The sequence below is a fragment of the Brevundimonas sp. genome (assembly GCF_030656255.1).
GTDB lineage: Bacteria > Pseudomonadota > Alphaproteobacteria > Caulobacterales > Caulobacteraceae > Brevundimonas.
Window position 1 is genome coordinate 1 of sequence record NZ_JAUSOE010000114.1, and the last position, 18,433, is coordinate 18,433.

Here is an 18,433-nt window from a genome sequence, read left to right on the forward strand (position 1 = left end):
CTTCTCAACGCGGGCGAAGTCGCCTTCGTCTGCGGACAGCTCGAAGCGGCCTGATCCCAACCCGTCACCCTCGGGCTTGTCCCGAGGGTGACGAGTGGATTGCTTTACCGCACCCCGCCGTTCGCCGTTTCGCTGTAGAAGCGCGACAGGTCGGCGTGCAGTTTCACCAGGGCCTCATGACTCAGGTACATCATGTGCCCGCCCTCGTAGTAGGTGAACTCCAGATTCGGCCTCAGGCTGGGCTCCAGCATCATCTGCGCCAGGTCGAACTCGGTCGAGAAGAAGGGCGTCGCGGCGTCGTAATAGCCGTTCAGCGCCATCACCTTCAGATAGGGATTGCGCCGCATCGCCGTGGCCAGATCGACCGCTGTGTTCGGCGTCGTCTGCGGGCCGCCGACCGGCGGACGGTGGCTCCAGTTCCAGTTGAAGCCCGGCAGGCCTCGCGCCGACATCCGGTATTCGACATCGGTGTCGTACTTCAGCTCATTGGCCACATAGTCGCGGAAGATGCCGAAATAGGCCCCCGTCACGGCCGAGCTGGACGGATCGTCCTCGGGCGAGTCGCCTGAGGCGTCGTCGTCCAGGCCCAGATAGCGGGTGTCCAGCCGCCCGATGGTCTGGCGCCGGTCACGCAGCAGCTCCTTGCGGAAACTGCTCAGCTCGACCCGCATATTGGCGTTGTCGATGAAGGTGGGCGACAGGCCGGTCAGTTCGCTCATCTGACGCACGATGTCGGCGCGTTCGGCGTCCGTGATCATATGTCCCTTGGCCAGGGCAGAGGCGTAGGGACCAAGCGCGAAGTCGCGCGCCCGCTGAACTTGTTCCTCCACCGTCGCCGCCGGATGGGCCAGCTTGCGGTGATACCAGGCCGTCGCCGCATAGGTCGGCAGCAGCGTCACGAAATTCTGCGGATAGCCCGGCTGGCGCACGCCGTAGTTCATGATCGAGGACAGCAGCACCACCCCGTTCAGCGACATGCCCCGATCTTCCAATTGGAAGGCCACGGCGCCGGTCCGCAGGGTGCCGTAGGATTCGCCGATGATGTATTTCGGGCTGGACCAGCGGCTGAACTTGGTCGTGTAGCGCATGATGGCGCGGGCGAAGGCGTCTGCGTCCTGGTCCACGCCCCAGAAGGCCGAACCCGGCGTCTCGCCCAAAGGCCGCGAGAAGCCCGCCCCTACCATATCGATGAAGACGAGGTCCGTCTGGTCCAGCAAGGTCATGTCGTTGGGGCCAAAAGCGAAGGGCGCGGGCCGCACCACCGTCGGCTCATCGGTCTGAACCCGCATCGGCCCGAATGACCCCATGTGCAGCCACACCGTCGGCGAGCCCGGCCCGCCGTTATAGAGATAGGTCACAGGCCGCGTCCCCAGCGGCTGACCGTCCAGCGTATAGGCGGTGTAGAACAGGCTGGCGGTCGGCATGCCCGCGTCGTCGCGGATCGTCAGGGTCCCCGCCGTCGCGTGGTACCGCAAGGTCTTGCCATGGGCGTTGACCGAATGGGCCGTCGTGACCTCGGCCTCCTCGACCGGCGCGCGCGCCCAGTCCTTCTCGATCGCCTCGGCGTTGGCGTTGCGGAACCGGTCGGTCGCCGAGCGCATCGCGCCGCCGCCGCTGGCGCCGTTGTTCGAACCGCTCTCCTGAGCGAAGGACGCCACGGGCGCGCCCAGCATCGCGGCCATGGCCGCGAGGCAGATCAATCTCTTCATGCGATAATCCCCTGTACGCGCCGCCCCTCAGGACCCCTCGTCGGATGGGCGGCGTTACACGGTAACGTCCGAACACGGCGGACAACAAGAGCGGATCGTGTTTGATCCTTGCCAAGCGTCGCCTGCCCCGCCATGGGGGCGGCCATGTCGTCCCCAGCCGCTTCTCACGTCCGCGTCGCTGTCCTGATCTCCGGGACCGGCTCCAACATGGCCGCCTTGATCGACGCCGGTCAGGTCGCCGACAGCGGCTATGAAGTCGCCCTGGTCCTGTCGAACATCGACGGCGCCGGCGGCCTGGCCATCGCGGCGGCCAAGGGCGTCCAAACGGTCTCCATCCCGCACAAGCCGTTCGGCAAGGACCGCGAGGCACACGAGCGGGCGGTGGACGAGGCCCTGCGCGCCGCGCGCGTCGAAGTCATCGCCCTGGCCGGCTATATGCGAATTCTGACGCCCTGGCTGGTGCGCGCATGGGACGGCCGGATGCTGAACATCCACCCCAGCCTGCTGCCCCTCTATCCCGGCCTCGACACCCACGCCCGCGCCATTGCCGCCGGCGACGCCGAGGCCGGCTGCACCGTTCACCTGGTCACCGAAGGCGTCGACGAAGGCCCGATCCTGGGCCAGGCCCGCGTGCCGATCATCGACGGCGACACGCCCGCCAGCCTGGCCGAACGGGTCAAGACGGCGGAGCATCGGCTTTATCCGCAGGTGCTGGGCGCGTTCTGCCGCGAGTTGGGGCGGGCCTAACCCGCTGCCTTTTCCCGCTCATCCCCGCGAAAGCGGGGACCCAGTTCTGTCATGAGAGCGGATGCCTGTGTTTGCTAGATGGACGCTTCGGTGCGCCTAAAGCACTGGGTCCCCGCTTTCGCGGGGATGAGCGGAATTGATGTGGCGAAGATTACAAAAACGTCATGCGACAGCGCGTCGCACCGGCGCGAAGGTGCGGCCGATTCAAACCGGACCCATCCTCTTCATGCAACGTATTCGTCTGATGGCCGCCTGCTCGGCCTGTATCATGGTCGCCCTGACAGGCGGCGCCTCAGCCCAGGACCATTCGCATGGGGCGCACGGCGCCCCCGCCTCCTTCGGCGCCTGGGGCTTCGACCTCGCCGGTCGCGACACCAGCGTCAAGCCGGGCGACGACTTCAACGAATACGCGAACGGCACATACCTCCGCACCACCGAGATCCCGGCCGACAAGTCGCGCTTCGGTCCGTTCGACGTCCTGTACGAGACCGCCCAGGCCCAACTGAAGTCGATCATCGAGACCAGCGCCGCCAATCCGACCAACGCCAACGCCCAGAAGGTCGGCGCCCTCTACGCCAGCTTCATGGACGAGGCCCGCGTCGAACAGCTGGGCGCCGCGCCCATGGCCGCCGACCTGGCCGCCGTGAAGGCCGTCTCCGACCACGCCGCCATGGCCCGCCTGATGGGCGCCAGCCATTCGGGCTTCGGCGGTTCCCTGTTCGGCGTCGCCGTGTTTGAGGACCTGCAGAACCCGAACATCAACTCGGCCTATCTGGCCCAGGGCGGCCTGGGCCTGCCCGACCGCGACTATTATCTGAAGCCGGACTTCGCCGCCCAGCGCGAAGCCTATCTGGCCTATCTGACCCAGACCTTGACCGCCATCGGCTGGACCGACCCGGCCCAGAGCGCCGCCGACATCCTGGCCTTCGAGACCAAGGTCGCCGAGAAGCACTGGACCACGGTCGAGCGTCGCCAGATCGACAAGCTCTATAACCCCAGCAAGGTCGCCGACCTGGCCACCCTGGCCCCCGGCTTCGACTGGAGCGCCTTCCTCGACGGCGCCCAGGTCGGAAACCTCGACACCCTGATCCTGATGGAGAACACGGCAATCCCAGGCATCGCCCAGGTCTTCGCCGACACCCCGATCGAGACCTTGAAGGCGTGGGAAGCCACCCAGATCGTTGATCAGGCCAGCCCCTATCTGTCCAAGGCCTTCGTCGACGCCCGCTTCGAGTTCCGCGGCAAGACCCTGCGCGGCCAACCCGAGAACCGTCCGCGCTGGAACCGCGGCGTGGCCCTGGTCGACGGCCAGCTGGGCGAGGTCCTGGCCCAGGAATATGTGCGCCTGCACTTCCCCGCCTCGTCCAAGGCCCAGATGGAGACCCTGGTCGACAACATCCGCGCGGCCATGACCGAACGGCTGAAGACTCTGGACTGGATGAGCGAGCCGACCCGCGAGCAGGCCCTCTACAAGATGTCGAAGTTCGGGGTGAAGATCGGCTATCCCGACAAGTGGCGGTCCTATGACGGTCTCGAACTGACCGCCGACGACCTGTACGGCAATGTCGAACGCTCCTCGGCGTTCGAATGGGCGTATCAGCGCGGCAAGATCGGCCAGCCGGTCGATCCGCTGGAATGGGGCATGACGCCCCAGACGGTGAACGCCTATTACAACCCGCCGCGCAACGAGATCGTCTTCCCTGCCGCCATCCTTCAGGCGCCCTTCTTCGATCCGAACGCGGACCCAGCGGTCAACTACGGCGGCATCGGCGCGGTCATCGGCCACGAGATCACCCACGGCTTCGACGACCAGGGCCGCAAGTCCGACGGCGACGGCGTACTGCGCGACTGGTGGACGCCCGAAGACGCCGCCCGGTTCGAAGCGCGCGCCAAGGTGCTGGGCGACATCTACAACTCGCTGGAGCCCCTGCCCGGCGTTCACGTCAACGGCGACCTGACCATGGGCGAGAACATCGCCGATCTGGGCGGCCTGCTGCTGGCGCTGGACGCCTATCACAAGTCGCTGAACGGCCAGCCGGCCCCGGTGATCGACGGCCTGTCCGGCGACCAACGCGTCTTCCTGGGCTGGGCCCAGGTCTGGCGCGAGAAGTCGCGCGAGGCGGCGCTGAAGGAACAGCTGACCACCGATCCCCACTCGCCGGGTTCGGTCCGCGCCGCCACCTCGCCGCGCAACATCGACGCCTGGTACGCCGCCTTCGGCGTCTCGCCCGACCAGAAGGCGTACATCGCCCCCGAGGCCCGCGCCCGCATCTGGTAGGCGGTCGCACAGCCCGAACGAAAAAGGCCCGGAGCATCGCTCCGGGCCTTTCTTGTTCAGCCTGGGACTGAAGGTCTTACTTAGGCGTGGTCGCAGCACCGGCGACGGCGCCGATCGCGGCGCCGGCCACGGTCGAACCGGTGTTGCCGCCGACCACCTGGCCGGCGACGGCGCCGCCCAGGGCGCCGGTGGCGGCGCGTTGTTCCATGGTCTGGCCGCAAGCGGCCAGCAGGGCCACGGCGCCGATGACGGGGGTCAGTTTCAGGATGGTCTTCATGGGTCTTCTCCGGGGGAGGCTACGAGATACGATGCAGACCCAACGAAATGGCCCGCGTCCGGTTCCGGACGCGGGCCATATAGTCACGCTATGCGAGAACAGCTGTCTCGCGACTTGAGCGCCTTAGCCGACGATCTGGTCGTCGGTGAAGAACTGGGCGATCTCGATCTTGGCGTTGTCCTGGCTGTCCGAACCGTGGACCGAGTTCTCGCCGATCGACAGGGCGAACAGCTTGCGGATCGTGCCTTCAGCGGCCTGTTCGGGGTTGGTGGCCCCCATGATTTCACGATAGGCGGCGACGGCGTTTTCGCCTTCCAGCACCTGCACGACCACCGGCTCGGCGGTCATCTGCTCGACCAGTTCGCCGTAGAACGGACGCTCAGCGTGAACTTCGTAGAACTTCTTGGCCTGGTCGGTCGACAGCTTGACGCGACGCTGGGCCACGATGCGCAGGCCGGCGCCTTCGATCACGGCGTTGATCGCGCCGGTCAGGTTACGGCGGGTCGCGTCGGGCTTGATGATCGAGAAGGTGCGTTCGGTCATGGGAGTTGACTTCTTGTTAGGGAGAATAAGGTCGCGGGCTTATAGCGACGCCCCGCCCCCGCGCCAAGCCCGTCTTATCAGCAGGCGATGGCGCGCACGTGACCGGCGGCCGCATAGTCCAGAATGGCGCGGTCGCGGGTGACGAGAGGCACATCCAGTTCGCGCGCTATGGCGATCATCAGCCGATCCGCCGGATCGCCATGGATCGGCTCCGGCAGGCTCCACGCCGCAAACGCGATCTGGTGGCTCATCGGAGCGATCCGAACCCCCGGCGCGCTGAGGACATTGTCGAACCATCTCGCGGCGTCGGGTTGAAACAATCGCCCTGTCGGGCTTTGCCGATTGCGCGCCAGCAGTCCGATCTCCCATGCGGAGACCACAGACACGAGGATTCCGTCTTCGGCCTGCGCGGCCTGTATTGCGGCCCGCGCCTCCGATCCCAGGTCGCGATCCAGTTGCGCCCGAATGATCGCATTGGTGTCCAACAGAATTGCAGCTTGGGCCTGCCCCGCCTTGGACAGAGCCCCCAGCCCTCGCCCCACGGCCATTGTCGGCCTCAAGCTCAACGCAGACCGCTCATCGGATCACAGACGCCATCCACTTCGGGGTCGTAGATGGGACCATCGATGTCCAGATCGTCCGGCAGATTGACGCTCCCGGCCTGCCAGCCGATGAAGTCGCCTCTATCCGCTGGCGCAGCAGAACCCGCCACTACCGCCACTTCCTTGCCGCGCTTGGTGATGCGAACCCTGCGGATCTCGCCCGAGTTCACGCGATCCAGCAGGTCCAGGCACTTGGCCTTGAACTCCGTGGCCGTTATGACGACCTCGCCGCTTACAAGATCATACGTCATGACTGGTCATATAGAGATGACCAGTCAGAAAGTCCATTGCGCCTCCCATGCTCCAGATCACCGACCTGACCTTCAACGCCTGGGGCCGCAAATTCCTCGTGGACGCCTCCGTAAGCCTGCCGCCCGGCGCCAAGGTCGGTCTGGTCGGCCGCAACGGCATCGGCAAATCGACCCTGTTCAAACTGATCCTGGGCGAGCTCCAGGCCGGCGGCGACGAGATCAGCCTGCCCAAGACCGCGCGGATCGGCTCGGTCGATCAGGAACACCCGGCCACCCCCGTCAGCGTCATCGACACTATTCTAGAGGCTGACGTCGAGCGCCACACCCTGCTGGGCCGGCTCGAGACGGCCGAGCCCGAGGAGATGGGCGACATCTGGGCCCGCCTGATCGAGATCGACGCCGACGCCGCGCCTGCGCGCGCCGCCGAAATCCTGGTCGGTCTGGGCTTCGACCAGGAGAACCAGGCCCGGCCCATGTCCGAGTTCTCGGGCGGCTGGCGCATGCGCGTCGCCCTGGCCGCCGCCCTGTTCGCCGAGCCGGACATGCTGCTGCTCGACGAACCGACCAACTACCTCGACCTCGAAGGCGCCCTGTGGCTGGAGGCGCGGCTGAAGAAATACCCGCACACAGCCCTGATCATCTCCCACGACCGCGAGATGCTGAACGAGGTCTGCACCCATATCCTGCACCTCACGAACCACACCCTGACCCTCTACACCGGCAACTACGACGCCTTCGAAAAGGCCCGCGCCGAGAAGGCCCGGCTGCAGTTGTCCGCCAAGGCCAAGCAGGACGCCGAACGCGCCCACCTTCAGTCCTTCGTCGACCGGTTCAAGGCCAAGGCCTCCAAGGCCGCCCAGGCCCAGTCGCGCATGAAGCGGCTGGAGAAGATGCAGCCGGTGGCCACCACCATCGAGGAGCGCGTCGCCCCCTTCACCCTGCCCTCGCCGCCGCGCCCGCTGGCGCCGCCGCTGATCCGGCTGGAGCGGGCCAATGTCGGCTATGACGTGGGCAAGCCGATCCTGCGCAATCTGAACCTGCGGATGGACCTGGACGACCGCATCGGCCTGCTGGGCGTCAACGGCGCCGGCAAGTCCACCTTCGCCAAGATGATCGCCGGCGCCCTGAACGTGTCCGAGGGCGAACTGCACCGCGACAAGAAGATGCGTGTCGGCTGGTTCCACCAGAACCAGATTGAGGCGATGGACCCCACCGACACGCCGCTTGAGATAATCCGCCGCGCCATGCCGGTCGCCCCCGAAAGCGCCCGCCGCTCCAAACTGGCCCAGTTCGGCCTGGGCTATGAAAAGCAGGAGACCACGGTCGACAGCCTGTCGGGGGGAGAGCGCGCCCGCCTGCTGCTGAACATGGTGGCGATGGATGCGCCCCACGTCCTGATCCTCGACGAACCGACCAACCACCTGGACATCGACAGCCGCCGCGCCCTGCTGGACGCGCTGAACGAATATTCGGGCGCCGTCATCCTGATCACCCACGACCGGTCGCTGATGGAGATGGTCGCCGACCGCCTGTGGCTGGCCGCCGACGGCACGGTGAAACCCTATGACGGCGACATGGACGACTACGCCAAATTCGTCCTCGACCGCGCCAAGGCCGCCGTCTCCAAGCCCAGCCAGATCAAGAAGGAAGAGGCTGCGGCGGCTCCCGCCGCCCAGAACAACAAGGACAAGAAAAACGACCGCAAATCCGGCCCCTCCCCCTCCACCCTGCGTCACGCGGTCAAGAAGGCGGAAGAGACCATGGCCCGTCTGACCGCCGAGATCGCCCGCATCGACGACGACATGGCCACCGCCTCGATCAACAATCCCAAGGCCCTGGAAGGCCTGACCCGCGCTCGCGCCAAGACCGAGGCCGACCTCGCAACGGCCGAAGCCGCCTGGGTCGCTGCGGAAGAGGCGCTCGCCGAGGTGGCGTGAACATTGACTCCGACGTGATGCCGCCATCCTATATCGTCGGTATCAGTCGGGGGAATCAGCCATGCTCGCCACGCTTCTTGCCATCCTCAGCACCGTCGCGGCGCCCGCCGATGTGAAGACGCCGTCAACGGCGCGATACGCCTTGGAAGTTTCCGTGGTCAGCGACGGCGTCGAGACGGTCGCCGCCCGCAGCCTGATCCAGGAAGACGGACAGACGGAAATATCGGTGTCCGACGGCCAGGGATTCTTCCTGCTGAACGCCGAACTGACGGTTGTTGAAGAAGACGGCACTGACTCCAAACTCGGTCTCTTCATCAATATCGATCATGGCGATCATCTGAAGTCGTCGCCGACCATGACCTTCCGGCGCGGCGGACAGGCCAGGATGGTGACCGGCGCGCCTGACTACAGACTGAGCCTGGAAGTCTCGCCCGTCACGCCCTGACGATCGTCAGCCGCCGCTGCTGGCCTGCATATAGGTTCCTCATAGGGCTGGACTACGACCCAGCCCTCGCCCGCGAACTCGATCAGGAACTGGGCCAGCTCCCCGCCGAGATGCTGCTGGACTTCATCGGCAAGGAGATCGGCAGCGCCTTCTACAATCGCGGCGTCCACGACGCCCAGCAACTGGTCCAGCAGAAGGCCGAAGACATCGTCGAGGCCCTGTATGGGCTGGAGCGCGGTTAGGCGGAGGTTGCCGATCCTTAAGGTGACGCTTGGCGGTCCTTGCGGCAGATGGCGTTCTCCTTCTGTCACGGCGTGGCGGACCCGTCGTGGAGTGTTCCAACAGTGTTCAAGCCCCTCAACCGCCCCGGTGCGCCTCTCGCGCTTGCGGGCCTGCTCGCCCTCGTCGCCCTTGCCGGCCCGGTTCAGGCTCAGGACGCCGCTCGCATGGACCGGCTGGTTCAGGCTTCCGCTGACGCAGACGCCTTCTCGGGATCGGTGCTGGTCGCGCGCGACGGCCAGGTCGTGCTGGATCGAGGCTATGGCCTGGCCAATCGCGAGTGGCTCATCCCAAACGAGAGCGACACCAAGTTCCGCCTGGGATCGCTGACCAAACAATTCACCGCCGTCGCCATCATGATTCTGAACGAACGGGGCCTGGTGGATCTGGACGCGCCGGTGAAGACCTGGGTGCAGGACGCGCCCCCGGCCTGGGATCAGGTGACGGTGCGCCGACTGCTGGCCCATACGGCAGGCGTGCCGAACTTCACCAGCTTTGACGACTTTCAGGCGAGTAAGACCCTGCCGGTCACGTTGGACGGCCTGATCGTGCGCTTCCGTGACCATCCGCTGGACTTCCAGCCGGGCGAAGGGCGGAAATACTCGAACTCCGGCTATGTCCTGCTGACCGCCGTCATCGAGAAGGCCAGCGGCCAATCCTATGCCGACTTCCTCGACGAAAACCTCTTCACCCCGCTCGGGATGAGCGAGAGCGGCTACGACAGCAATGCCGTCATCCTGCCGCGCCGGGCCTCGGGTTATGCGCCATCGGCAAAGGGCGTGGTCAACGCTGACTATTGGGACATGAGCATTCCGCAGGGCGCAGGCGGCCTCTATTCAACAACCCATGATCTGCTGAAGTGGGAACAGGGACTGTTCGGCGGCCGCTTGCTGAGCCCCGCCTCACTCGCCCTGCTGACGACGCCCGTGCGTGACCAGTATGCGTTCGGCGTGTTCGCGGCCAAGGCCCAGGGCAATACGACCATCGCCCACTCGGGCGGTCTCGACGGCTTCAACACCTATATGGCCCATGACCCGGACCGCCGCATGACGGTGATCGTCCTGGGCAATCTGAACGGACCCGCGCCGGACGCGCTGGGCGCCGCCCTGCTCGCCCTCTCACGCGAAGGGAGCGGCCAGAGCAACCCGGTGATCACGGTCGCGCCTGAAGTCCTGCAAACCTATGTGGGCGTCTATGAGCTGACGCCGACCTCATCGATCACCGTATCGGCGACGAACGACACGCTGACCGGTCAGTTGACGGGCGAGACGGTCTCGACGCTGAGCCCGACATCCGCGGACGTCTTCCGCCAAAACGACGGCGGCGAAGTGACCTTCATCCGCAGCGCCTCGGGGGCCGTCACCGGGCTGATGATTCATCAGGACGGCCACGACAAGATCGCTCTCAAACAATAACGACCCTGCCGAAGACAGCCCGCGTCGCTGTCAGCCGCCGCTGCTGGCCTGCATATAGGTCTCCTCATAGGGCTGGACCACGACCCAGCCCTCGCCGGCGAACTTCATCTGGATGCTCTCGCCCGAGCCCCGGCCCATCAGGGTCTTGAACGATATGTCGGTGGCGATCTCCGGCGACAGGCCGCCTGACCAGGCTACGGTGGCGTTCGGATCGGTGAACACCGGTCCGGTCGCCGCGCTGACCTTGAGGATCAGCGGATCATAGTGGGAGGTGATGGCGACGATGCCGCTGCCGCTCAGCTTCACATTGAACAGGCCGCCGGACATCATCCCCGCGACCCGCTTCATCATGGTGATCTGGTTGCTGACGCCGGTCTCCAGCGCCAGCACGTCATTGCCGTTGGCGAAGATGGTCTCGTCAGCGAGCCGCAGCAGGGTGATCTTCTTGCCCGTATCGGCCAGATAGACCCGCCCCTGGCCCTCCACCTTCATCAGCACCATGCCCTCGCCGCTGACCGCCTTCTTCAGCAGGTTGCCGAGGCCCTGCTCCATCAGGCCCTGACGCGTGAACTTCACCTGACCGGTCCGCGCCACCATGGTCCCGGCCTTGGCCCACACCGACCCGTTCAGCCGCACCTCCAGCAGATATTGATTCTCCAGTTCGAAGGCGTCGGGGCTGACGTCCTTCTCCTTATAAGCGGCGACGAACTCGGCGACGGTCTTCACGGGCATGGAAACCTCAAAAGCGGGAATGTCTGAACCGCCAGCCTGCCCGTCCAAGCATCGGTCGTGCAAGCTGAAATGATTTGCAAACGACTCTCAATCTTATTATCTCCCCGCCCGAAAGCGGAGGACGCCCCCATGACTCGCCCCACCATCCACGCCGGCCTGCTGGCCTCCGTCCTGGCGGTCTGGAGCGCCGGGGCGGCCCAGGCCCACTCCCCCTATCTGCGGCCGAACCTGTTCGACGCCGGTCGGCGCGACCACGTCACGGTCGAGGCCGCCTTCACCGAGGATGTCTTCAACGCCGAGGTGGTCATGCGCTCCGACAGCTTCCACGTCGTCGGCCCCAATGGCGATACGCCGATCAGCGCCGTCACCTATCTGCGTGACCTTGCGGTGTTCGAGGCCCCGACCCCGGTGGACGGCCTCTACCGCCTGTCGTCCGGCCCCCGCGCCGGCCGCGCGGCCAAGATGTACAACACCCCCTCCGGCTGGAAGATGGTCGGCGAGGAGGATGCGCCGCCCCCGCCCGGCGCCGAACTGGTCGATGTCCAGAGCATCACCGTCGCCGAGGTCTATGTGGTGCGCGGCGCCCCCGACGACGCGGCCCTTAAACCCACCGGCCAGGGTCTTGAACTCCAGCCCCTGATCCAGCCAAACGAGATCGTCGCCGGCGAGGACGCGAGCTTCCGCCTGCTGTTCGACGGCCAGCCTCTGGCGAACACCCCCGTCACCGTCTTCCGCGAAGCTGGCCTTTACGACGGCAAGAAGATCGAGGCCGAAACCGCCACCGACGCCTCGGGCGTCCTGACCCTGCGCGTCTCGACCCCCGGCGCCTACATGACCCAGGTCCGCCACCGCACCCCCGCCCCGGAGGGCGCCCCCACCCCCTACCGCAGTTACACCCACACCCTGACCTTCATCGCCGACGCGGGGTGAGACCACAGGGCCGGCGTTGTTCGGACAGTTCGATCGCGCAGAGGCGTTTACTTCCCTCTCGCTTGATCACCGGCTTTAGACGAAAGCTTGGCCATTGCTGGTCGCATCGGCCCATTGCCACCGACCGAGCGACTATCTAAGGTCGTGTGCCCGTCGGAAGCAGATTTGGTCATGAATAAATCTATTGGCGTGACCAGCGAGCGCCTTGGACGCATCGTCGAAGAAGCTGCAAGCGAAGTTTATATATTCGGTGCAAAAGATTTCTACTTTCGCCTTGTTAACAAGGGCGCCCGCGACAATCTCGGCTACAATTCAGAAGAACTCTCCCGCCTGACGCCTTGGGATCTGAAGCCGCATATCAGTCGTGAAGATTTTCTGAGCCTGATCAAACCTCTCCAATCCGGCGAGATCGACAGACTAGACTTCGACACCCTCCACAAGCGCAAGAACGGCAGCACATACAATGTGTCCGTCAAAATTCAGCTCTTTGACGAAGGCGGTGACGCGGTCTTCTACGCCGCCATCAAAGACACCACAGACTATCAGCGCGTCGAGGCTGCACTGCGAGAAACAGCCACCCGGCTGGATGTCATATTAAGCAACACGACGATGGCCGTCTTCCTCATGGATGAGCGGCAGCACTGTATATTCATGAACAGGGCGGCGGAAAAACTCACCGGCTACGCCTTTGAGGAAACGACCGGACGCCCCCTTCACGACGTCATCCATCACACCTACCCGGACGGTTCTCCGTTTCCCATCTCCGAGTGCGCCATCGACCGCGCCTTTCCCGAGAAGGCCGGAACGCAAGGCGAAGAGATTTTCGTTCACAAGAACGGCTCCTTCTACCCCGTCGCCTTCACCGCCAGCCCGATCTACGACGGCGCGGCGAAGGTGGTCGGCACCGTCATCGAAGCGCGTGACATCAGCGAGCAGAGGCGCAGCGAGGAAGCCCGCCAGTTGCTGATGAACGAGGTCGATCACAGGGCGCGCAACGTCCTGTCCGTCGTCCAGTCGCTCACCCGACTGACCCGCGCCGACGACCTCGAAAGCTACAAGGACATCCTCGCCGGACGGATCGGCGCCCTGGCGCGCGCCCAGACCTCCCTGGCCAGTCGACGTTGGGAAGGCGGGCGACTGGAGGATGTGATCCGGGAAGAACTGGAGGCGCTGTGCCCCAAGGACACCGTGGAGACTCAAGGCCCGGACGTCAGCCTCTCCCCGGAACAGGTTCAGCCCCTCAGCATGCTGCTCCACGAACTGGCGACCAACGCCAACAAATACGGGGCCTGCAGCAAGGGCGGCGGCCGTGTCTCGGTGACCTGGACGCTGAATTCGGGTCAGGTGACGCTCCAGTGGCGCGAAGCCGGCGGCCCGCCGGTCGTCCCGCCGACCCGGGAAGGCTTCGGATCCTCCCTGAAGGCCAGTGTGGTCCGTCAGCTGGGCGGCGTCCTGACCCGCCAATGGGCGCCCGACGGACTGGTCGTCGAAATCGCCTTCCCCCTCGACCCGCTGCAGACGCCGGTCTGAGCGCGCGAGGCCGAACGCAGCAGCCCCGTCAGGTCGACCGCCACGCCGCACAGAGAGAAGCGCACTGGCCCGGACGGCGCGGCGTCCACCTGTAGCGGAAGCCCAGGGCCACCGCCGCTGGGCGTGTTTTGGCCGCCGGCGTCGTCGCTGAGCAGAAACGGAGGCGGCCATCTCAGGCGGCCCCTCCTCCAACCATGACCGCGATTTAACTGGCATGCGGCCAACCACCCTGACTACCTTTGCAATCACAGCTTCCCGCCAAGACCGCCGCCAGTACTCCGCTCGCCGCCAAGTCTGACCACACCTCCCGGCGGTCCGCCTGCTCAGGACAATGACCATGCAAACCCAATCGACGGGCGGATTCCGCCCGGCTGAATCCTTGCGCGTGATGCGCATTCTTTTGATCGCCTTCATCGCCGTGTCTCTGGCCTTGCCGGTCTCGGCCGGTGCTGAGGCGCGCCCCGATCCGATCGCCGTCGGACGGGGCGGCGAGATGGAACAGGTTGATCGCTATCTTCAGATGCAGATGCAACGGCTCCAGATCCCCGGCCTCGCCGTCGCGGTGGCGAAGGATGGCCGGCTGATTCTGGAACGCCATTACGGAACCGCCAGCGTCGAATTCGGCGCCCCGGTCACATCAGACACCGTCTTCGCCATCAACTCCGTGACCAAGGCCTTCACCGGCGTCGCCGCCATGCGTCTGGTCGAGGAAGGCCGGCTGGATTTGTCGGCGCCGGTCGGGCGCTATCTGACGGACCTGCCTGAAGCGTGGCGATCCGTGACCATTCGGCAGTTGCTCAGCCACATGTCCGGCCTGCCGGACGTCATGCGCGCGCCCACGGTCGAAACCGACGCGGCGGCGGCCTGGACCTGGGTCCTGGCCCAGCCGGTCCGCTTTCCCCCTGGACAAGGTTTCCACTACTGCCAGACCAACTACACCCTGATCCAGCGTGTGGTGAACCAGATCGAGGGCCGGGCGCCGGAGGCGCCGCTGGCCGAGGCGCAACTGGCGATCGCGGGGATGGCCGACACTCACTATGGCGACGCCTACGCCGTCATTGCGAACAGGGCTCCGACCTATCGCTGGACGCTCGGCGGACCGATGATCACCGGCTATCGCGCGGCGGCGTCCACCACGCCCAGCACTCTGACCGCAACCTCAGAGCGGTTTCTGCCTTTCAGGCGCGCCTCTTCGGGCATGAACAGCACCGTCGGCGACATGGCGCGATGGATGATCGCCATCCAGGATGGGCGAATCCTGAACGAGCAGAGCCTCGAAACCCTTTGGACTCCAGTCGCTTTCAACGACGGACAGAAAGGACAATGGGGCCTGGGATGGCAAATTCTGTCGCGTGGCGATCACCGAGCAGTCGGCATGACCGGCGGCGGCCGAGCCGCCGTCTTCCTGTATCCTGAAGATGGAGTGGGCGTCGTCATCCTGACGAATCTCACCGGCTCCTTTCCGGAAGACATGATCGACAAGATCGCCTCCATCTATTCGCCCGGCCTGGACCTGTCCGGCGTCCCCGCTCTCCGTATCGCTCTCGAGGAGCAGGGTTATGATCACGCATCAGCCGCCGCCGCCACGATAGAACGGAACCACCCCGGCCTCGTCTGGCCGGAAGCGGAGCTGAACGATTGGGGCTATCGTCTGCTAAGCACCGGACGGGCCCGAGACGCGCTTGAGGTATTCAAGCTGGTCGCGAGCCACTATCCCGACAGCGCCAATGCGAACGACAGCCTGGCCCAGGCGTTCCTCGTCAATGGCGACAACGCCGGCGCGGCCATCCACTATCGGCGCGCCCTGGCGCTCGATCCCACCAACACCAGCGCAGCGCGGCATCTCGCCGAGTTGGGCGCCGCCACGCCTTGACGGCTCCCAACCAGTCCTCACCCCGGACAGCGCGTCTCCGTCTGGCTGGCGTCCAGCTTGATCTCCGACACCGACACCGTCAGCGTCCCGCTGGTCGCCATGTGGAACGGCACCTCGACCTTCGACAGATCCCCGCCGTCGGTGCGGAAACAGGTCAGGGGGATGCGGGCCTCACGCCATTGGCCGACGGGGGCCGAGCGCAGCAGGCCGGTCAGGTCGACGGCCCCGCCGCCCAGCTTGAAGGCCACCGGCGCGCTCGGCACGGCGTCCACGCGGTAGCGGAAGCCCAGGGCCACCGCCCCATTGGCTTGACGCGTCAGATCGACGGGCGTGCCCCAGATCTCGACGCTGGCGGCGCCGGTTCCGGCGAAGACGAACTGTTGGCCGCTTTCCTGGGCCAGGTCGTCGACCGGGCGCGAGGCGACGCCGCTGCGCGGGCTGGACGCCGTCTTGGCCGTGCCGGGCCGGGTCTGCCCGCCCGCGTCGTTCAGCAGCAGGCTCCAGGGCGAGACGAACCGACCGTCGACGAAATACCGGTCCAGATTGGTCGCCTGGGCCGAGACCCCGCTCTCTTCCGACAGCATCCCCACCGTCGCCGGGGCGGCGTAGCTGAGGCCGTAGCCATAGGCGAACTGCGGGTCATAGCCCGGCTGGCCGTGGTTCAGAGGCGTCCCCGTCGCATCCTTGGGCCAGCTGAACGACAGCTTGCCGGTGAAGTCGTTACGCGGCTTGCCGTCGGCCCCGCCCACCAGCAGGTCGGCGACTCCGCCGCCCTCGGTCCCCGGCAGCCAGGCGGCCACGAAGGCGTCGGACGCATTGAGCTCCGGATTGGTCCACATCGGCCGCCCGGACAGGAAGACCGACACGGTCGGTATCCCCGCCGCCTTCAGCCGCTTCAGCGTCTCCAGCGGCGCGCTGGGCACATAGTCCAGATTGTCCACGTCGCCCTGGAACTCGGCATAGGGCGTCTCGCCGAACACGACGATGGCGACATCGGGCTTGTCGGTGAAGCTCCCGTCCGCGCTCAGGGTCGCGGTCCCGCCGCCGGCCTTGACGGCCTCTTCGACGCCGCCCCAGATCGACTGGCCCTGCGGGAAGTCGGCGTTGGAGTTGCCCGTCCCCTGCCAGCTCAGGGTCCAACCGCCCGAGGCCTGGCCGATGTCGTCGGCCGCCGTCCCCGCCACCAGGACCCGCGCATTGGCCCGGACCGGCAGGACGCCGTCGTTCTTCAGCAGCACCAGGGACTTGCGCACCGCCTCGCGCGCCAGGGCCCGGTGCGCGGGCGAGGCCAGTTCCTCGAACCGGCCTTCCATCGGCCGCGTCGGCTCGAACAGGCCGGTCTTGACCTTGGCGACCAGGATGCGACGCACCGCCTCATCCACCCGTGCCGCCGGGATCTCGCCCGACTTGGCCTGGGCCAGGGTCGAGGCGTACAGCGGCTTCCAGCTGTCGGGCGCCATCAGCATGTCGATGCCCGCATTGACCGCCAGGGCGCAGCTCTCATTGGTGCAGCCCGGCAGCTGCCCATGGGCGTTCCAGTCGGACACCACGAAGCCCTTGAACCCCAGCGGCCCGCGCAGCACGTCGGTCAGCAGGGTCGGATTGCCCGAGTGCTTGTAGCCGTTCCAGCCCGAGAAACTGGCCATGATCGACAGCACGCCGGCGTCGATAGCCTGGACATAACCGCCCAGGTGGACGTCGATCAGCTCCTGCTCCGTGCCCCGGAAATCGCCCTGGTCCTCGCCCTCGAAGGTGCCGCCGTCGGCCAGGAAATGCTTGGCCGATCCGGCGATATGGCCCGGCGACAGCGGCCGGCCCGGCTGCAACTCGCCCTGAAGCCCCAGGGTCATCGGCCCGGCGTAGGACCGCTGGACCTCGGGGTCCTCGGCATAGCCCTCATAGGACCGGCCCCAGCGGTCGTCGCGCGGCACGGCCAGGGTCGGGCCGAAGGTCCATTCCGCCCCCGTGACCGCCACCTCCAGCGCCGTCGCCGCGCCGATGCGCCGGATCAGGTCCGGATCGCGCGCGGCGCCCAGGCCGATGTTGTGCGGGAAGATGGTCGCGCCGGGGACGTTGTTGTGCCCGTGCACCGCGTCGATGCCGTAGATCAGCGGGATGGTCGTGCCTCCGCGCGCCTCATTGGCGGCGCGGAAGGCGCGGGCCAGGTCCAGCCATTTCTGCGCCGTCGCCTTGTCGTCGCCCCACGGGCCGGAGCTGCCGCCCGCCAGGATCGAGCCCAGCGGATAGGTCTTCAGATCGTCCGGCGTGATCGAGGCGATGTCGGCCTGGATCAGTTGCCCGACCTTTTCCTCCAGCGTCATCTTGGCCATCAGCTCGGTGACGAAGGCCTCGGTCCGCGCGTCGCTGATCGCCGCCGGGGTCGCCGCCTGGGGCCACAGCGCGGGATTGGCCCGCGCCGCCTCGGGAACCGCCGCCGTCTGAGCTAGGGCGGGCGCGCCGCCGCTCACGGCCAAGGCCAGAACCATCAGGGACACAGTCGCGCGCATCGGATTTCCTCGCAGGATGAACCAGGAGGACGTGCGTCTGACAGATCGGAAGACAGGCGGACAGGCGCGGCGGAACGACAACGTTCCGACCCTTCACCCTGTGCGTCTGCTCCCGAGCGATCGATCCGCCGCCCTTCGGCGCGGATTAAGGAACGGGAGGCGGCGAACCGTCAAGCCATTTTTGAGAACGTTCTCAGGATCGCCCCGCGCATGATGTCGCAGGGCGACCTCGAACCCATTTCACGGCCTGGGCGTCGCCAGCAGACGCCCGTCGCCATAAACGCCGCCCAACCGCCCCGTCCGCGCCCAATCCAGCACAGCCTGGTAGTAGCCGGGCGCATAGCCGATCGCGGTGCGCTTGCCGTCCACCGCAGTCTC

At 66.3% G+C, this 18,433-nt stretch carries 16 protein-coding genes; 9 read left to right on the top strand and 7 right to left on the bottom strand.

Annotated elements, in window-relative coordinates:
- Positions 1-104: 104 nt before the first annotated feature.
- On the bottom strand, positions 105-1,709 hold the full coding sequence (locus Q7J26_RS11820; protein WP_304936617.1) for a S10 family peptidase: 1,605 nt from the start codon (positions 1,707-1,709) through the stop codon (positions 105-107).
- A 144-nt stretch (positions 1,710-1,853) separates the two neighbouring features.
- Here Q7J26_RS11820 and purN point away from each other — a divergent pair, with 144 nt between their 5' ends.
- The gene (gene purN, locus Q7J26_RS11825; protein WP_304936618.1) at positions 1,854-2,456 is read left to right on the top strand and encodes a phosphoribosylglycinamide formyltransferase; all 603 of its coding nucleotides are present in this window, start codon (positions 1,854-1,856) and stop codon (positions 2,454-2,456) included.
- Between the two features lie 226 nt (positions 2,457-2,682).
- Entirely contained in the window at positions 2,683-4,734 is a 2,052-nt protein-coding gene (locus Q7J26_RS11830; protein ID WP_304936619.1) for a M13 family metallopeptidase, read from the top strand.
- A 76-nt stretch (positions 4,735-4,810) separates the two neighbouring features.
- Here the strand turns inward: Q7J26_RS11830 and Q7J26_RS11835 are convergent, their stop codons facing one another.
- The 4 genes from Q7J26_RS11835 to Q7J26_RS11850 all read right to left on the bottom strand — a co-directional run bounded on the left by Q7J26_RS11835 (position 4,811) and on the right by Q7J26_RS11850 (position 6,407).
- Positions 4,811-5,011 (bottom strand): hypothetical protein, encoded by a 201-nt coding sequence (locus Q7J26_RS11835; RefSeq protein ID WP_054766136.1) that lies wholly within the window; start codon positions 5,009-5,011, stop codon positions 4,811-4,813.
- A 123-nt stretch (positions 5,012-5,134) separates the two neighbouring features.
- Positions 5,135-5,554, bottom strand: a complete 420-nt coding sequence (gene ndk / locus Q7J26_RS11840) for a nucleoside-diphosphate kinase (protein WP_008262562.1) — start codon at positions 5,552-5,554, stop codon at positions 5,135-5,137.
- 77 nt (positions 5,555-5,631) lie between these two features.
- Positions 5,632-6,102, bottom strand: a complete 471-nt coding sequence (locus tag Q7J26_RS11845) for a type II toxin-antitoxin system VapC family toxin (RefSeq protein WP_304936620.1) — start codon at positions 6,100-6,102, stop codon at positions 5,632-5,634.
- Positions 6,103-6,116: 14 nt separating this feature from the next.
- Positions 6,117-6,407, bottom strand: coding sequence for a type II toxin-antitoxin system Phd/YefM family antitoxin (locus Q7J26_RS11850; RefSeq protein ID WP_183195701.1), 291 nt, complete (start codon positions 6,405-6,407; stop codon positions 6,117-6,119).
- A 47-nt stretch (positions 6,408-6,454) separates the two neighbouring features.
- Here Q7J26_RS11850 and Q7J26_RS11855 point away from each other — a divergent pair, with 47 nt between their 5' ends.
- From Q7J26_RS11855 to Q7J26_RS11870, 4 genes are all read left to right on the top strand, one after another.
- Positions 6,455-8,344 (top strand): ABC-F family ATP-binding cassette domain-containing protein, encoded by a 1,890-nt coding sequence (locus Q7J26_RS11855; protein ID WP_304936621.1) that lies wholly within the window; start codon positions 6,455-6,457, stop codon positions 8,342-8,344.
- Positions 8,345-8,405: 61 nt separating this feature from the next.
- Positions 8,406-8,789 (top strand): hypothetical protein, encoded by a 384-nt coding sequence (locus Q7J26_RS11860; protein ID WP_304936622.1) that lies wholly within the window; start codon positions 8,406-8,408, stop codon positions 8,787-8,789.
- A gap of 47 nt (positions 8,790-8,836) precedes the next feature.
- Positions 8,837-9,031: a DUF2164 domain-containing protein gene (locus Q7J26_RS11865; RefSeq protein ID WP_304936629.1), complete on the top strand. Its 195-nt coding sequence runs from the start codon at positions 8,837-8,839 to the stop codon at positions 9,029-9,031.
- Between the two features lie 102 nt (positions 9,032-9,133).
- Complete coding sequence (locus Q7J26_RS11870) at positions 9,134-10,483, top strand: serine hydrolase (protein WP_304936623.1); 1,350 nt, start codon at positions 9,134-9,136, stop codon at positions 10,481-10,483.
- A gap of 30 nt (positions 10,484-10,513) precedes the next feature.
- Here the strand turns inward: Q7J26_RS11870 and Q7J26_RS11875 are convergent, their stop codons facing one another.
- Positions 10,514-11,215, bottom strand: a complete 702-nt coding sequence (locus tag Q7J26_RS11875) for an AIM24 family protein (RefSeq protein ID WP_304936624.1) — start codon at positions 11,213-11,215, stop codon at positions 10,514-10,516.
- A gap of 129 nt (positions 11,216-11,344) precedes the next feature.
- Between Q7J26_RS11875 and Q7J26_RS11880 the strand changes: the two genes are divergently transcribed.
- From Q7J26_RS11880 to Q7J26_RS11890, 3 genes are all read left to right on the top strand, one after another.
- Entirely contained in the window at positions 11,345-12,145 is an 801-nt protein-coding gene (locus Q7J26_RS11880) for a DUF4198 domain-containing protein (protein WP_304936625.1), read from the top strand.
- Positions 12,146-12,334: 189 nt separating this feature from the next.
- Complete coding sequence (locus Q7J26_RS11885; RefSeq protein ID WP_304936626.1) at positions 12,335-13,675, top strand: PAS domain S-box protein; 1,341 nt, start codon at positions 12,335-12,337, stop codon at positions 13,673-13,675.
- A 337-nt stretch (positions 13,676-14,012) separates the two neighbouring features.
- Positions 14,013-15,548 carry a serine hydrolase gene (locus Q7J26_RS11890; RefSeq protein ID WP_304936627.1) on the top strand — a complete coding sequence of 512 codons (1,536 nt, stop codon included), beginning with the start codon at positions 14,013-14,015 and terminating at the stop codon, positions 15,546-15,548.
- Positions 15,549-15,565: 17 nt separating this feature from the next.
- Here the strand turns inward: Q7J26_RS11890 and Q7J26_RS11895 are convergent, their stop codons facing one another.
- Positions 15,566-18,055, bottom strand: coding sequence for an exo 1,3/1,4-beta-D-glucan glucohydrolase (locus Q7J26_RS11895; protein WP_304936628.1), 2,490 nt, complete (start codon positions 18,053-18,055; stop codon positions 15,566-15,568).
- Between the last annotated feature and the right edge of the window lie 378 nt (positions 18,056-18,433).